This window comes from Rhodopirellula europaea 6C, from assembly GCF_000338295.1.
GTDB classification, from domain to species: Bacteria; Planctomycetota; Planctomycetia; order Pirellulales; family Pirellulaceae; genus Rhodopirellula; species Rhodopirellula europaea.
Map to the genome: position 1 here is coordinate 23891 of NZ_ANMO01000025.1, position 16185 is coordinate 40075.

Sequence of the window (16185 nt, forward strand, 5' to 3'; positions counted from 1 at the left end):
GACATCAGCTCGCTCAATTCGTGGTCCCCGGCAACGCCTCGGGACTGTCACCCGTTGTTCGCGTTGTCTCATTGCCGCGGTCTGGTTCCAACGACACATCAAATTCGCTGAGCGCGGGAATCATCATCGCTGCGGTCGTGAATCCATAACCGGCAAGCAGACTAAACACGACCCACAAGTGATCGGTTTGCAGCAGAAACTGAGTGATCGCGTAAAACGTGATCAGCGGCAATGCAAAGGACGCGGCAAAGATCGCCGACGACGGGTTTCGCCACCCAAGTGCGGCGAACAGAGCCAGCCCACCGCCCAGGATCATCACCAAGAACGGTGCCAACTGAAGCTGGAACGCGCCACGGAAGCTGACCATGATCGTCATGCAAATCGCGATGCCAACGCAAAGGAAGAACACGGTTCCCAGGCTGGCCAGTGTCGCCGTTCGGCCTGAAACATAGTTCAGCCCGGAGTGAATTCCCAACATGGAAACAAAGACGACCAAGGCGAATCCGCCTAACAGCGTGTAAACCATGTTTTCGATGGTCATCACGCCAGACAGCCCTAAATAGATCGTGAGCAACATCGGCAGAATGATCATCTCTTTCGCCGCGTACATCACGCCCCAAAGTTTGCCGAATACAAACTCGCTGGGTCGAAGGTCCGTGACCAACAACAAGTCCAACGCCAACCCATCTCGCTCACCGGTGACCGCGTTCACGGCCAATGCATTGACCAAGACCAAACTGATCACGCCCAGCACCGCGACCGGAATCGTTACCGCGGGCAAGGCTCGTCCAATGCGGCCTGCTGGTTCCATCGCGACGCCGCTTTCCACCTGCAGGTAAACCGCCGTGGCAATGATTGCGAAGATCAAAACAAAGACCGCTCGAATGAGAATGATCTTTCGTCCGTAAGCCCAAGTTCGAATCTCACGCCAAAGGATTGGGTTGTCCCAAACCGGCCGAGGCTGCCGGACTTTCCAGGACTCAGGATCTTTCTCGCGATCGCGTTGGAACGCTTCGCTTTCAAACTCTTCGCTGGTTTCGGCCTCGGGTGCTTTCATGCGAACTTCACGCGATGGGTTCCACACACGAACCTTGGCGATTCCGATTCCCAAAATCACGGCTGACAAAACGCTGCCAACGAGCACAAATAATCCGCCGCCGTCACTCAGAAACGCTGCCCAACCCGCATCCGCATTGGTCGCCGCCAACAAAGCTCGTGGAGCACTGATCGCCATCGCCCACTTGGAGTCGTCCCCAAACATCGACGCCGCGATCTCGCCCGCGGCAACCAACAGCAACAACACCAATACCGTCAGAGCGATCGACTGAAATGTTTTTTCTCGCCACAACGCGACCACGGTACCAACCGCGGCGGAGACGACGACGCTGACCAACGTGACCGCGAAAACGGCCAAGACTTGTCCCGGTGCGACTCCGCCCAACAAGGGCAACGTCAGAAACAGCGGCAAAGAAATGACGCAAAGTGCAAACGGTGACAACAGGGTCGCTGCCGCTTTGCCGCCAACGATCTCGAAGCCCGACAAACGGGTCATCAGCATCAAAATCAGGGTCCGGCGGTCCTTTTCCTGAGCCACGCTGCTAGCCGCTCCCACCGCCGCCAACGCTGACAAAATCACCAACTGAAGCGGAGCGAGCAAACGGAACATCCAGCCACCAAATTTGGCCGCGTCCGCGTTGGCCGCCAAAGAACGCGAACCGTCCAGCACCAAATATCCGGTGCATAGCAACAGAAACAGTGCCATCAAATAGACACCGCGTGTGACATAGGTCGCCGGCCGCTTGGGGACGACGGATGCTTCGCGTTGAAAAACGGGGCCGAGCATGACTGGGATCAAACCGTGGGGCAATTGCCGAAGGAGGTCGCCGAGAGGATTCACGTGCGGTCGCAGTCTAATGCATCACCGCCCAATCGAGAATCAAGTCGTTAAGCATTGACTCCAAGAATGGTTCGATTTGGCGAGTATTTTCACCCCTTTGCAGGCCCGAGAACGCCTCGTTTCTCCATTTCGCGGATGATTTCCGTCGCCTGATCATGAGGCGTCTGGCCCTTCCGCCACTTCAAATGAATTTCAGGCGAGGGCGGTGCGTCGTAGGGGTCGCTGATTCCGGTGAAGTTTTTGATTTCGCCCGCGATCGCCTTTTGATACAGCCCCTTCGGATCTCGCTGCTTGCAAATTTCCAGAGGCGTGTCGACAAAAACCTCCAGGAAATCACCTGCTCGGCCACTGCTCTCGATCGTTTTTCGCACCCGATCTCGGTCGCGCTGATAGGGACTCACAAACGCAGCCAAAACGATCACGCCAGCCGATGCGAACAACTCGGTGACCGCACCAATCCGGCGAATGTTTTCTTCACGATCGATGGGACCAAACCCCAATCCAAACCGCCCGGCGAACTCCTCGCCATGCTCTTCTTGCAACACGGACGGAGGAGCACACAAACCATGACGCACATTGTCGCCATCCAGCAACGTGCACGTTGCTCCACGATCAATCAGCAACCGATCCAACTCATTCGCGATCGTGCTCTTGCCGCACCCGCTCAGCCCAGTGAACCAAACCACAACACCGCGTTGCCCCAATTTGCTTTCGCGGTCTTCACGAGAAACTGTGTGGGCGTGCCAAACAATGTTCTTTTGCACATCGTCTTGGCCGTCGCCGGCTTTTGGTGCGCTGCTGGCGGCGGAGTCGTCAGAGTTGGGCTGGCTCATGTTTTCGATTGATTGGGAATGACAGGGTGAATGTTCATCGGCCACGTCAGCATTGACGTCGTCCATCCTAATTGCACAATCCGGCAATCGACGCCGGTGGAAGACTCAAATGCCGTATCGTTTTCGGAAGCAATCTCGGTGCATCCGAGCGAGATTTTCGTGTGATGTCCACCCGGCGATTTGCGTCGCATCGACCAATCGCCCGAGCAGGTCCGCATACAACGTCATCGGCTCGGTGCCCAAATCCCATCCAGCGGCATAGAGACAGCGAACCGCTTCGGCCGTTTCGCCATTGTTGGCGTTCTGTTCGGCGCGGTCCAAGAAAAACGACGTCAATCGACTGCGTACCGAACCACCTTCTCGGTTCTGCAAACAGTCCAGGTACTCAGTCATCAAAATGGAATTGGGCACCGCATTGGCTACCGCAAAAGCATTCTCGCCATTTTCGCCCGAAGCGTGATCCCACGATGCCGACGAAGACTCATTTTCGCGGCACAACCAATAGGCACCGAACTTGGCCATTCCATCCGATCCGGATGTCGCCCAATGAGTCCGTAGTCGAACGCTTTGGTCAGTGAAAACACTGCACCGCAATGAATTCAAAAACGCGACCTTAGCTCCGGCTGAATCACCGCGTTGCAAACGGCAGTACCCCAGCAACTCAGCCGCCCAAGCCAACTCGGGAACCAAAGCATGAGCCCGCTCACACAGGTCCTCGATTCGCTGCCAATCCTGTTGAGCAGGATCTATGGCATCCGCTTGTGCAACTCCTTCGTCCCGCAATCGCTGAGCAACCTCGTTGGGCAGCGATCGCAAATCAAATCCCCATCGCATGATGTCGTTCCATGCGATTCCCATCCGATTCGCATCGGCCGGCTTCAAACGATGTGTCAGCTCGTTGCTCAACGCGTCAATCACCAATTGGCAAGCAATCGCGACGTTGCAAACACCCGCCTCAATCAACGCGTCAATCCAATCGGTGTCTCCGGCTCGCCAACGTTGCTCTTCTGCAATCGGACGAATGGCATCGGGCAATGATCGTGTCATCCAATCTTGCCAAGCGTTCGCGCCAGGCTGCGACGGACGCCCACTGTCCATCGGCGAGGGAATCGCGTGACGCTGATCGCTGGCCGGAAGGTACGGCAAAATTTGATCAAACAACAATGCTTCGGCGAGAGAGCTTCCCCATGGCAGCCAGTCGCCTCCGCCGTGATACCAATGGCACAGATCGTACGTGATTTCAGACGATGAGTTCTCGCCATCTACCAATCGCAGGCACAGCCAATCACCAGCGTGGCTGCCCACCAGCGGAAGGAAATTGGGCGGCATCAACGGCGGCCAAACCGGATCTGGGATCGGCTTGAGCAATGTTTCCGGCGACACAGCAACGATGAACTCACCATTCCCGGGTGTTCGCCAAACCTCGTCGTCAAACCACGAAACCAAATCGGGTTGCAGAGTCAATCCAAACCGTCGCTCGAGTTGTTCAGACCACTTGGGCGCAGCATCCAACGCCCGACCTGATTGAACGGAAGCGTTCGGGCCGGTGGGTGTCTCGGCATCGTCCAGAGGATCAGACACAGATTGCGGTGTGCGACAGCAGAAAAGAGGAGAAAAGCAAAGCAACACAGATTGTAGAGCATCTGGCGTTGGCCCAAACACTAACCCTGGATAGGAAGTTACCGCAAGAGCGTCAGGGCTGCTTCGCCCCACCTTCGCGTCGGGTGAACAACAATCACCGTACTGGGTAGTGGACGAGGCTATGAATCCCGCGCAATCGATGAAGTGGACGAGGCAACGAATCGAATGCTCAAGGACCCGTTGCCTCGTCCACTACCGAAATCCCATCCACTACCACATTTCAGCACTGATTATTCAGGCGATTCTTAGCCCTGAATGACCGCGTCCATCACGTGTCCCTTCACATCGGTCAACCGCATATCACGCCCACCGAACCGGAACGTTGACCGCGTGTGGTCCACGCCCATCAGGTGCAGCATCGTCGCGTGCAAATCGTGAATCTCGGTGCGGTTTTCGACCGCTTTGTAGCCAAATTCGTCCGTTGCACCGTAAGTGATGCCCGGCCGAATCCCTCCGCCAGCCATCCAAATCGAGAAACCAAACGGATTGTGGTCACGCCCATTGGCTCCTTGAGCAAACGGCGTTCGGCCGAATTCGCCCGCCCAAACGACCAACGTCTCATCGAGCAACCCGCGTTGACGCAAATCCTTCAGCAATCCGGCGATCGGTTGATCGACCGCACGGGCGTTGTTTTCATGCCCGGCCTTCAGATTGTTGTGCTGGTCCCAACGGTCCCCGCCAACTTGCGGGCAAGTCAACTCGATAAAGCGCACGCCGCGTTCGATCAGCCGGCGGGCGATCAAGCATTCAGCCGCATAGATTTGGGTCGGCTTGTACTTCGCGTCCAATCCATACAGTTTGCGAATGTGCTCCGGTTCGTCTTTAATCGACATCAATTCCGGAACCGCCGCTTGCATCTGAAACGCCAGTTCATAATTCGCGATTGCCGATTCAACTGCATCGTGCCGCAGTCCATGACGCATCGCTTCGGAATCCAACTTGCCGATCAGATCGAGATGTGCCCGTTGGCGTCCGATGTCCGGTTCAGGTGACTTGATGTTCGCAACCGCGGTTCCGTGGGGCTGAAAGACAGACCCTTGGTAGGTCGCCGGCAGAAAGCCGTTGCCAAAACAATCCAGCCCACCGGGAGGAATCAGACCTCCGTTCAAGACAACAAATCCGGGAAGGTTGTTGCACTCCGAACCCAAGCCGTAGTTCACCCAAGCGCCCATGCTTGGACGCCCCTGCAATCCACTGCCGGTGTGCAAAAAATAGTTTGCAAACGTGTGCTCGGAAAACTCAGAAACCATCGAGCGAACCACTGCCAGCTCGTCCACACATCCGGCAACGTGCGGGAACAAACTGCTGACCGGAATACCGCTCTCACCGTGTTGTTTGAACTTCCACGGGCTGCCGAGAACTTTGCCGTTGTTGTTGAACTGAGTCGGCTCGACGCGGAACAAATCTCCCGGTTCGCGACCATCCATCTTGGTCAACAAAGGCTTTGGATCAAACGTGTCGATCTGTGACGGTCCACCATCCATGTAAAGGAAGATGACATTCTTCGCCTTCGCCGGATGATGAACGCCATGTCCCGCATGATCAGCGGATGCCTCGTTCATGAGCGCAGCCAACGCCACGCCACCAAACCCCATGGAAGTTTGAGCCAACATCTGACGCCGACTGATGGACGGATGCCCGAAAGTTGAAAGACCGGTCATGGCACAAATATAAATTCTTTGGTGTTGACGATGGCATGAGCCACGTTGGCCCACAACGAGACATCATCCACGGTCGCTCCCGTAGCCTCACTGGATGCCTGAATGTACTCCCGAATGGAATTCAACTCGGCCTCTTCCGCCGGACGTCCGAGCGCGGTCCAGAACATCCAGTCGATTCGCTGCTCAACGGTGATCGTCTCAGCCGAACGCGAAGACTCGCCGGAGCCCGAGGAATGATTGGGCGGCACTTCTCGCATCGCTCGCTCGGCAAACAATTGCGATTGTTTTTTCACCAATGGATCGTTGAGCATCACCAATGCTTGAGCCGGAACGTTGGACGCATTGCGACGCCCCATCGTGCTGAAAGGATTGGGCGTATCAAACACGCTCATCATCGGCGACAGAAAATTACGTCGGACGGCCAAGTAAATCGATCGTCGTCGAGCCCCATCCAGCGGACCACTCTTCGCGGGACGCCCTCGACCGTTCATGAACGATGTCAAGTGAATCGGTACCGAATCACCCTCCAACGATCGATCGAGCTGACCAGAGATCGCCAACAAACTATCGCGAATGACCTCTCCCTCCAGCCGATGCAGATTGCTGTGGTGCAGCAACTCGTTCTTGGGATCAACCGACTCGGCATGCGAGGCCATCTCTTCGGAGACACTTTGTATCGACATCTGATAGGTGTTTGTCAGAGCAATTCGCCGAATCATCCATTTCAGATGACGACCATGACGATCAAAGTCCGTGGCGAGGTGATCGAGCAATTCCGGGTGCGTCGGACGCATCCCCAACACACCAAAGTCGTCCGTGGTCGGCACAATGCCTCGTCCCAAAAGATGATGCCATAGACGATTGGTGATCACCCGAGAGGTCAGCGGATTGTTTGGATCGTTGATTTGATCAGCAAGTTCCAAGCGACCACTTCCGGTCGCGTCGCCGATGCGTTCACCGCCCGTGATGGCGGTCAAAAAATGCCGAGGTTCAATGTCGCCTTCGCTGGATGAATTGCCGCGAATCAAGATTGCCGCGTCCTCACCGCTACCGTCGATCATGCCAATCGCTAATCGCGATCGCTTTCGAATCTGCGACGCCAATTCCTGACGTTGGGTCGACCACTCGGATTGCCATTGTGCAACTTCCGATCGAATGGATTCGTCCGAGGCAACTCGCTCTCGGATCTTTTCTTCCAACGAAGCAATTCGTTCCGCTTCCGCATCGAGCCGACTTTGAATTTCCTTCCGGGTTTCTCCCAAATCCTCCTTGGATGACTGAGCCACACAAAGAATTTCGATGCTTTGATTTTCAGCCGGTGTGAATTCCAAGTGCAATCGATGGCCGATGTATCGGCCAAGATTCATTTGGACCCAGCCGTCAACTTCTTTGAACTTGACGATTGTTTCGCCATGCAACGGACCGTCCACTAGTCGGTGTGAATCAACACATGCGAATACGTTGCCCGTTCCACGAAGCCGAATCGAAACGACGGGCTCGGTCAATTCAAACGTCGGTAAACGCAGCGTTCGGCCTGGACGTGGGTAAGCCTTCAACTTGCCCCGCGCGTTGGTACTCTTGGATCGAATGGACTTCAATCCGTTCCAAGCTTCATCGTTTTTTGCAACCGCGTTCTTGGTCAGCGTGACCAATTGCTGAGCGATCACGTCTGCATCCGCAGCATCCGCCTCGTTCGACGGGATCAGTTGTGGATCGCCCGCGATGAGAGGCCCGGCACCAAAAATGAAACCGTTCTGCCGGAAGTCTTCCGCGTTCAGTTCATCAAACGAATTCACAACCGCTTCGGGCCAGTCAACATTTAACTCATCGAGCTCAGCAGCCCGATACAGATCCGCAAAAGTCGTCACAAACTTTTCGCGATAGGTTTCATCCAGTTTCTGAAGTTCATTCGCTACGCGGCCATTGTGCTCGATCGTGTCAAAACGAACTTCGGCGTAGTCGCTGCTCTGCAGAAAGCCTGACAGCGAGTAGTAATCAGCCGTCGAGATGGCATCAAATTTGTGGTCGTGACATCGAGCACACGCGACCGTGACGCCTTGAAACGTTTTCGACATCACATCGATCATGTTGTCGATGCGATCGGATTCATCTTTTCGAATATCGACTGGCGAGTGAACCCATTCGCCCAGATGCCAAAAACCTGTTCCCAAGATCGACTCATTGAACGGGGCTCCACCCTCCGGTCCCTGATAACTCATTCGTGGCTGAGTCATCAGGTCGCCAGCGATGTGCTCTCTCACCCATTGGTCATACGGCACATCCGAATTAAGCCCTCGCACGACATAGTCGCGGTACTGCGACGCGTTCGGAATGTCGGCATCAAATTCGTGCCCGCGCGACTCGGCATAGCGAACCAAATCCAACCAATGCCGGCCCCAACGGTTGCCAAACTCGGGCGAAGCGATCAGCCGATCCAGCAAACGGTGCATCGCATCCGGACGTGAATCACTCTCAAACTTTGCAACCTCTTCTGGTGTCGGTGGCAAGCCTGTCAATGCAAAAGTCAACCGGCGTACCAGCGTCTTTCGGTCGGCTGGGTTTGCTGGCGAAAGCCCCGCGTCTTCTAAACCAGCCAATATGAATCGGTCGATTGAATCACGAGTCCACTCCGGATTGCTGACCGCCGGAGGTGTGCTGTCACGGACCGGCTGCCACGCCCAGTGGTTTTCGCGACGGTCGTCCAAGTCAAACGAATCGACTTCGCCTTCGGCTCCTTCGGGCAACGGTTCCTCGGGCCAGTAGGCTCCGTCAGCAACCCACTTTTCCAACGCCCCGATATCTTCATCGGAAAGCTTGCCCGATGGCGGCATTTCGTAAGATTCAAAACGAACCGCCTCGATCAACAAACTGTCGTCAACCTCGCCCGCGATGAGGGCGGGTCCCGAATCGCCACCGCTCAGCAAAAACGATCCGTGGTCGACTCTCAAGCTGCCTTGCCGCTCATCGACATCTGATCCGTGGCACTCGTAGCAATGTTCGCTCAACAACGGTCGAATGCGATTCTCAAAAAACTCCCGCTGATCCGATTCATCGTCCGCCCAACAGGTCACCGCCAACAACATCAAGAAAGGTGTCAGGTACCTTTTCGGCAAACCGGGTACATCTCTCATCGCCCCCCGAAGATAACTGACACTTTTCTCACGGACGCTTGCTTGGAACGATCGCGCACGGCGGCATTTCGATTGGTATTGCGAGCGATACGACATAGCAGAAATTTGTCGGGTGGGCATCAGGCGGGAATGACTCGGATTGGGGGCACAACTCGATTGCCGCGTCAACGCTCACGCCGCAACGAATCCTGGCACTCAAAAACCCTCGTCATTTGGAGCGTTCCATTTTAGCTGGTTCCGGAATTGGGATGTCGCTTAATAGCCGCTGAATCACAGAATCCGTATTCATCCCCTCGGCTTGGGCTTGGAAGTTGGTCGCGATCCGGTGCCGCAACACGGGCAAAGCAATTTTCTGAATGTCGCCAGGCTCCACGCTGAACCGGCCATTCATCGCCGCGATGGCCTTGCCACCGGCGATTAAGTTTTGCCCGGCGCGAGGCCCCGCCCCCCAATCGACGAGTTCTTGAACATACTTCGGTGCAGACTCATCCGAAGGTCGCGTCGCCCGGACGAGCTGGGCCGCGTATCGGATCACAAGCGGTCCGGCCGCAATGCTGCTGACCAATTTCTGACAATTCAAAATCGCTCGTGCGGAGAGAATTTTGTTCACTGTCGCCGACTCACCTCGCGTCGTCGCCATCAGAATCTTTTCTTCTTCCTCAGCCGAGGGATAATCGATTTTGATGTTGAACATGAATCGGTCGAGTTGGGCTTCCGGCAACGGGTACGTGCCTTCCTGCTCGACCGGGTTCTGCGTCGCGATTGTAAAAAACGGCTCAGGAAGAGCGTGCGTCTCCCGTCCCACCGAGACCTGACGTTCCTGCATCGCCTCCAACAGAGCCGCTTGGGTTTTCGGTGGCGTCCGGTTGATCTCGTCGGCCAGCAGAATGTTGGCAAAGATCGGCCCCTCAACAAACCGGAAACTTCGCCGTCCCGATTCCTCTTCTTCCATCACCTGAGTCCCGGTGATGTCCGACGGCATCAAGTCGGGCGTGAACTGCACCCGTTTAAACGACACATCCAAAATATTCGCGAGCGTGCTGACCATCAAAGTCTTGGCCAGCCCCGGTACACCCTCGAGTAAACAGTGGCCTCGAGTAAAGATGGCCGCTAGCAACTGTTCGATCGTGTCTGTTTGGCCCACAATGACCTTTGCCAACTCATCCCGCATCTTCTGTTGATGTTCCGAGAACTCTCGCAACACGTCTGCCAAATTGCGGGGCTTGGACGCATCACCCGAACTCGCATTTGACGCTGCATTTCCTGCGGCGGGGTTCATTGGTGGAGGGGTCGGAACCGAAGGATCAGCCATGAATCACAGTCCAAATCACAATGTATCGAGTCACACGGGTTGTCACCGCACGGCTCAAATCGATGGCGTCATGGATCCAAACCATTCCGGCCAAACGCTCGCATGCGGGAGTCTTCGCAGTTTACGCCTTGCGGCAACCAAGCGATATCGGTGTGCAATCATCGTTGTGCTTTGCATCGCCACCACGCTCACGACCACCGCTCCACACTGCGCAGCTCAAAACAATCGCGGTCGCATCGATGCTCCCACGGTACAGCGAGCGATTGATCGAGGAGTCGAATACCTTCGCAAGTCGCAAACCGACCGGGGAGGATGGGATGAGTTTACCGGCCAATCCTGCGGCTTGTCGGCACTTTGCACCCTCGCGTGGCTCAACGCGGGAGTGTCCCGCAACGATCCTGACATGGTCCGCGCGCTGAACTACCTTCGCCGCTACGAGCCCACACAAACCTACGCCGTCAGTCTGCAAACGCTGGTCTTCTGCCATGTCGGTGCTCTCGGCGACCTGCCGCGAATTCGTCGCAACGTCGCTTGGTTGACCGAAAATCAAAAAGCCGCCAATTCGAGAAACCCGGGAGCGTGGGACTACGGCGACCGCAGAGGCGATGGCGATCCATCGAACAGTCAATTCGCATTGCTAGCTCTCGGAGAAGCCGTCAACCGAGGCGTGGAAGTCGACCCCGCCGTGTTCCAACGAGCCCAAGCCTATTGGCGGAACTTGCAATTGCAGCGAGGAGGCTGGCCGTACCGATCCAACGATCCAACCGGCAGCATGACTTGTGCAGGAATCGGTTCGTTGCTGATCGCGCAAGACGCTTTGAGCACGCTCGACAGCGACCAAAAAACGCTTCAGTGCTGCAACGAACAAACCGGTGATCCCGCAATTGAAGATGGATTTCAGTTTCTGAGCAAAATCTTCACGGTCGATACCAACCCCGGCAGCACTTTATCGAGCGACTTCTATTACCTGTACGCCATCGAACGAGTCGGGCGATTGTCGGGTCGTCGCTTGATCGGTGGACATGATTGGTACCGCGAAGGCGCCGAACACTTGGTAGGCCTCCAAGACGCTTTTCGCGGATTCTGGATCGGTTCGGGGCCCGCGGAAAGCAAACGGGAAGTCGCCACTTCGTTTGCGTTGCTGTTCCTTTCCAAAGGCAAACGGCAAGTGGTCGTGGGGCAACTCGACCATCCATCGCTTCGAACACTCGATGCAAACAACACCGCTTCCATTCCGTTTTCAACTTCGCTCAAGCAACTGGTGCGACACGTCGAACGCGACTGGTCGCAGGAACTGACTTGGCAGACGATCCAAGCCGAAGGTGCCTCGGTCGCCGATCTCTTGCGAGTTCCCGTGATCGTGATTCGTGGGTCGCAAAGAATTCAATTCAGCAATGAACTGGTCGACACACTGAAGCAATACATCGATCAAGGTGGAACGATTTTGTTCGATGCGATCGGTGGAGACGGATGCGGCGATGCGTCTGGCTTCCAAGCAAGCGTGATCGACCTCAGTCAACGATGGTTTCCCGGCAACCAACTTGAACGCTTGCCACCGTCCCATCCGGTTTGGTTCGCCGAGCGTCCCGTTGATCCAACAGCCATCGGCACGGACTACTGGGTCTACGGCATCGGTGCCTGCTGCCGAACACCGGTGTTCTATTCGCCGCGAAGTTTGTCGTGTCGATGGCAACACAGCGGACCACTTCTTCGCAACGGCGACATGCCAACCGCCCTGCGACCTCAAATCGAAGCGGGCATTTCGATCGGCGAAAACATCATCGCTTATGCGACCGGACGAGAACTCAAGAACAAGCTCGATGCAACATCAATCGTCGATGGATCAACCGCACCTCCACCCACACGCGGAGCCATCCCAATCGCCGTCGGTGCACTTGGTGCGGGCGAAAAACAAGTCCTGCGGGCTCTCCCAAATGCCGCCACGCTGATTCGCGAAAAGCTGGCGATCGAAGTCATCGCGGTGAACGATCCGATTGAGCTGACCGAGGAATCACTGGCCCGCGTGGGGGTGCTGTATCTGCACGGACAAACCGCGGTGAATCTCAAACCATCTGAGAAAGATGCGTTGCGAGCATTTGCATCCCGAGGTGGCATCATCATCGCCAGCCCCATCTGCGGCAGCGAAGCATTCGGGACATCCATCCGCTCACAACTTGGCGACCTGTTCTCCGGCGAGTCATTCGAGCCGATGGAAAAAGAACATCCCGCCTGGACAACTCGATACGGCGGCTACGATTTAAGTGACGTCACCATCCGGCGAACAAACCAATCTGGCGAACGTCAGAAAAACCAAACGCTCAAGATCAGTCGCGTACGATCCACACCGATCGTCGATCTACTGCAGGTCGACGACCAAGCGGCGGTGTACTACTCGCCGCTCGATCTTAGTTGTGCACTGGAGTCACAAAACTCGGTGCAATGCCCGGGCTACAACACCACCGACGCCGCCCGAATCTTGGCCGGCTTGATTCTCTATTCGCTCAACCGCTGAGACGACTCAACGAGTCTCAAGAGTTCAACGAGTCTCAAGAGTTCAACGCGTCTCAGGAGTGCAGGCGAGCGAAGTCACGGACGTCTTCCTCGATCGCACGCAAGCGATCGGACAGCTTGATGTCCGCTGCACTCGCGTCTTGCGACTCGGCGGCTTCCAAACGAGTGAACACGTAGAACTTCACTTTGGGCTCCGTGCCACTGGGACGAACCGCGACGTAGTTGCCGTCCATCTCCAAATCCATGATGACCAAGTTGCCACTTGGTCCTTCCAGCGGCGAAGTGGAACCATCGGCGACGTTCAAAATCGTCGCACTACCGTAGTCTCGTACTTGAGCGACCGCGATTCCGCCCAGCGATTTTGGTGGCTCGGCGCGGAAAGCTTTCATCAAGCCTTGCATCGCAGCCATCCCTTCGCTGCCTTCCATGAACACGTTGATCAAGTTCTCGCGATGCAAACCGTGTTTGCTATACAAGCCAGCCATGTACTCATGCATGGACTTGCCTTCGGCTTTCAACTTCGCCGCCAACTCGCCCATCAACATGCAAGCGACCGCGCCGTCCTTGTCCCGAGCGTAAGTGCCGACAAGATAACCGTGCGATTCCTCGCATCCGTAGACAAAGTCTTCGGGGCCTTCGCGATCCATCGCCTCAGCAATGTATTTGTATCCGACCAACAAATCGCCAACGCAGCGTGCACCGTGCGACTCGGCGATCCGTCGAACCAATTCGGTGGTGACCAAAGTCTTGATCACGTAGGAACGATCGGTCAGCTTGCCCGACTTCACTGTTTGCTCCAGCACATAGTCCGCCAGCAAAGCAGCGATCTGGTTGCCGGTGAATGTTCCCCATTCGCCACTGGGATCGGTCGTCAATGGAGCGGCCACGCCCAACCGATCGCAGTCGGGATCGGTTGCCAAAATCAGGTCATATCCGCCCGCACGCGCCGTTTCGATGGGAGCTTCGAAAACAGCCGCGTTCTCGGGGTTGGAAACGTGCCCGGGAACATTCGGGAAGTCCCCACTTTTTTCGCGGTGCCCTTCGTAGACGTCAAGTTGTGTGAAACCGTCTCGCTTCATCAACGGAACAACGGCTTCTTCGCCGACACCGTGCAGTGGCGAGTAGAGAACTTTGACATCACGCGAACCTTCGAATGCACACTGCGACGCGGCGTCAATGAAAGCCGTATCAATTTGCTCGGTAACCACTTCGATGCGCCCGTCGGCCATCGCTTCCGCGAATGGAGTGACGCGAATTTCTTGACAGCTCATCACTCCATCGATGATCGCTTTGTCGTGTGGAGGCAAAACTTGACCGCCCGTGGACCAATAAACCTTCACCGCATTGTCGCTCGGTGGGTTGTGACTGGCCGTCACCATGATGCCGCAATCGCAGTTCAAGTGACGCACGGCGAAAGACAACTGTGGCGTCGCCCGGTAATCATCCAGCAAATAAACCTTGAACCCGGCAGCAACCATGATGCCGGCGCACAACTCGGTGAAGTGACGAGACTTGTGACGCGTGTCGTAAGCGATCGCACACGACAGTTGCTTGGCACCGCCGTGGTATTGAACCACGTAATCCGCCAACCCTTGGGCGCTCTCACCGATCGTTCGGTCGTTGATTGCGTTCGATCCAATTTCGTACATCCGACCGCGACGTCCGCCGGTACCGAATGGAATGATCGTCCAAAAAACGTCATCCAGTTTTTGCCACATGCCATCGGCGATGTGCTGAATCGTTTGGCCGCGATATTCGCGATATCGATCTTCGGTCAACCAAGATCGAATGTTTTCAACGGCTCCAGCGGTCAGCTTCTTTTCTTGGCAAGCTTGATCGATTGCGGCCAAGGCTTCGTCGACGGTCATGGAAGGAGACGAAACGGGGTTGGAACCAGAAGTCATGATGAGATCGCACCGGGGATAACGGGGAGACAGGTCGAATCAGTGGGCCCAGATTCTACGCCCCGACGGACTGTCTCACCACCTAACGTCCGCGCGATCCGGTGGTCCATTCATCGGGCGAAATCGCCTGCATTTGGCCTCAAAAACCGGCCGATTCAGACCAAACCTGCTACCCCAACCATCCTTTGCGGTACAAGAAGTACAGCAGGCTCAATGCCAAAACCATCATCACTGAAAGAGCGAACGGGTAACCAAAACTCCATTCCAGTTCGGGCATGTTCAGCGGTGACGCCTTCTGGTCGAAGTTCATCCCGTAGATCCCAGCGACAAAACTCATCGGGATGAAAATCGTTGCGATGATCGTGAGCACTTTCATCACGTCATTATTTTTTTGCCCCAACAACGCGAAATACAGCTCTCGCAATTCGCCGCAGGTCTCGCGGTCGGTGTCCGCGGCTTCCATCAATTGCCCGATGTGGTCCTGGCAATCTCGGAGATACAAACGCGTGTCATTGGCCAAAATGCCATCGCCTTCCCGCAACAACAACCGCAACGCGTCGCGATGTTGCTGGACCGTTTTCCGAATCGCTAACAAGTCCGCTCGGATGTGGTGCAGGTGCATCGGAAGATTGTCGTTGTCCGCATCCTGCAGCAATTCGGCCATCTCGGACAAGTGACTTTCGTAGCGATCAATGATTGGAAAGTAGCCATCGATGATCGCATCAATGACGGCGTAAACCAGGTAATCGGCGCCGCGATCTCGAATGCGTCCCCGTGCGTGGGAGATCCGATCGCGAACGGGATCCAGACAATCCCCGACCTTCTCTTGAATCGTGATGACGGTGTTGCCGACCAAGAAAATGCTGACTTGTTCGGTGTGAAAGCCGTTGTCACCAACCGGCATCCGGGCGATAAAAAACAACGTCTCGCCGTAGCGTTCCATCTTTGCGTGTTGATCCATCTGCACCACGTCTTCCAGGGCCAGCGGGTGCAAACCAAATCGTCGCCCAAGTGAACGCAGTGCGTCCATGTCCCGGATGCCATGCAAATCGATCCAGGTCACAACGTCCGGATTGGCCGAGTCATCAAACTCGATGGATTCAACGACTTCGTTGGTATGCGTCCGTCCGTCGTACTGGATGACACGAATGTGACTGGGGACGGTGTCCTTCTTCTTCGACGAGACATCGCCCGACAGATCACCAGGAACGTTTCCAATTTTGGAACGCGAACGAGCCCAGCGTGGACGATGCACACGAAGACGCAGTGGCAACTTCCCCGGAATCGATCCCATC

The 16185-nt window shown here is 55.8% G+C and carries 9 protein-coding genes; 1 reads left to right on the plus strand and 8 read right to left on the minus strand.

Annotation, left to right across the window (positions count from 1 at the left end):
* Window positions 1–13: 13 nt before the first annotated feature.
* From RE6C_RS02175 to RE6C_RS02200, 6 genes are all read right to left on the minus strand, one after another.
* Window positions 14–1897, minus strand: coding sequence for an ABC transporter permease family protein (locus tag RE6C_RS02175; RefSeq protein ID WP_008653430.1), 1884 nt, complete (start codon window positions 1895–1897; stop codon window positions 14–16).
* 89 nt (window positions 1898–1986) lie between these two features.
* Complete coding sequence (cysC, locus tag RE6C_RS02180; protein ID WP_008653431.1) at window positions 1987–2796, minus strand: adenylyl-sulfate kinase; 810 nt, start codon at window positions 2794–2796, stop codon at window positions 1987–1989.
* Between the two features lie 39 nt (window positions 2797–2835).
* Window positions 2836–4311, minus strand: coding sequence for an SMI1/KNR4 family protein (locus RE6C_RS02185; RefSeq protein WP_008653432.1), 1476 nt, complete (start codon window positions 4309–4311; stop codon window positions 2836–2838).
* Window positions 4312–4616: 305 nt separating this feature from the next.
* Window positions 4617–5984: a DUF1501 domain-containing protein gene (locus RE6C_RS02190; protein ID WP_008653433.1), complete on the minus strand. Its 1368-nt coding sequence runs from the start codon at window positions 5982–5984 to the stop codon at window positions 4617–4619.
* 44 nt (window positions 5985–6028) lie between these two features.
* Complete coding sequence (locus RE6C_RS02195) at window positions 6029–9115, minus strand: PSD1 and planctomycete cytochrome C domain-containing protein (protein WP_008653434.1); 3087 nt, start codon at window positions 9113–9115, stop codon at window positions 6029–6031.
* Window positions 9116–9371: 256 nt separating this feature from the next.
* The gene (locus RE6C_RS02200) at window positions 9372–10475 is read right to left on the minus strand and encodes an AAA family ATPase (RefSeq protein WP_008663882.1); all 1104 of its coding nucleotides are present in this window, start codon (window positions 10473–10475) and stop codon (window positions 9372–9374) included.
* Here RE6C_RS02200 and RE6C_RS02205 point away from each other — a divergent pair.
* A complete protein-coding gene (locus RE6C_RS02205; RefSeq protein WP_236617881.1) occupies window positions 10474–12987 on the plus strand; it encodes a DUF4159 domain-containing protein in 2514 nt (837 codons plus the stop codon). The genes RE6C_RS02200 and RE6C_RS02205 overlap by 2 nt on opposite strands.
* A 52-nt stretch (window positions 12988–13039) precedes the next feature.
* On the opposite strand, the gene RE6C_RS02210 is transcribed toward RE6C_RS02205, so the two are convergent.
* On the minus strand, window positions 13040–14890 hold the full coding sequence (locus RE6C_RS02210) for a phospho-sugar mutase (protein ID WP_008653437.1): 1851 nt from the start codon (window positions 14888–14890) through the stop codon (window positions 13040–13042).
* Window positions 14891–15059: 169 nt separating this feature from the next.
* Window positions 15060–16184 carry a magnesium/cobalt transporter CorA gene (gene corA, locus RE6C_RS02215; RefSeq protein WP_039961000.1) on the minus strand — a complete coding sequence of 375 codons (1125 nt, stop codon included), beginning with the start codon at window positions 16182–16184 and terminating at the stop codon, window positions 15060–15062.
* Window position 16185: the final 1 nt, after the last annotated feature.

Coding starts and splice junctions, on each gene's coding strand:
- cysC (WP_008653431.1), bottom strand. CDS start 2,796: ATGGACGACGTCAATGCTGACGTGGCCGATGAACATTCACCCTGTCAT.
- RE6C_RS02190 (WP_008653433.1), bottom strand. CDS start 5,984: ATGTTGGCTCAAACTTCCATGGGGTTTGGTGGCGTGGCGTTGGCTGCG.
- RE6C_RS02195 (WP_008653434.1), bottom strand. CDS start 9,115: ATGTTGTTGGCGGTGACCTGTTGGGCGGACGATGAATCGGATCAGCGG.
- RE6C_RS02205 (WP_236617881.1), top strand. CDS start 10,474: ATGAATCACAGTCCAAATCACAATGTATCGAGTCACACGGGTTGTCAC.
- RE6C_RS02200 (WP_008663882.1), bottom strand. CDS start 10,475: ATGGCTGATCCTTCGGTTCCGACCCCTCCACCAATGAACCCCGCCGCA.
- RE6C_RS02210 (WP_008653437.1), bottom strand. CDS start 14,890: ATGACTTCTGGTTCCAACCCCGTTTCGTCTCCTTCCATGACCGTCGAC.
- corA (WP_039961000.1), bottom strand. CDS start 16,184: ATGGGATCGATTCCGGGGAAGTTGCCACTGCGTCTTCGTGTGCATCGT.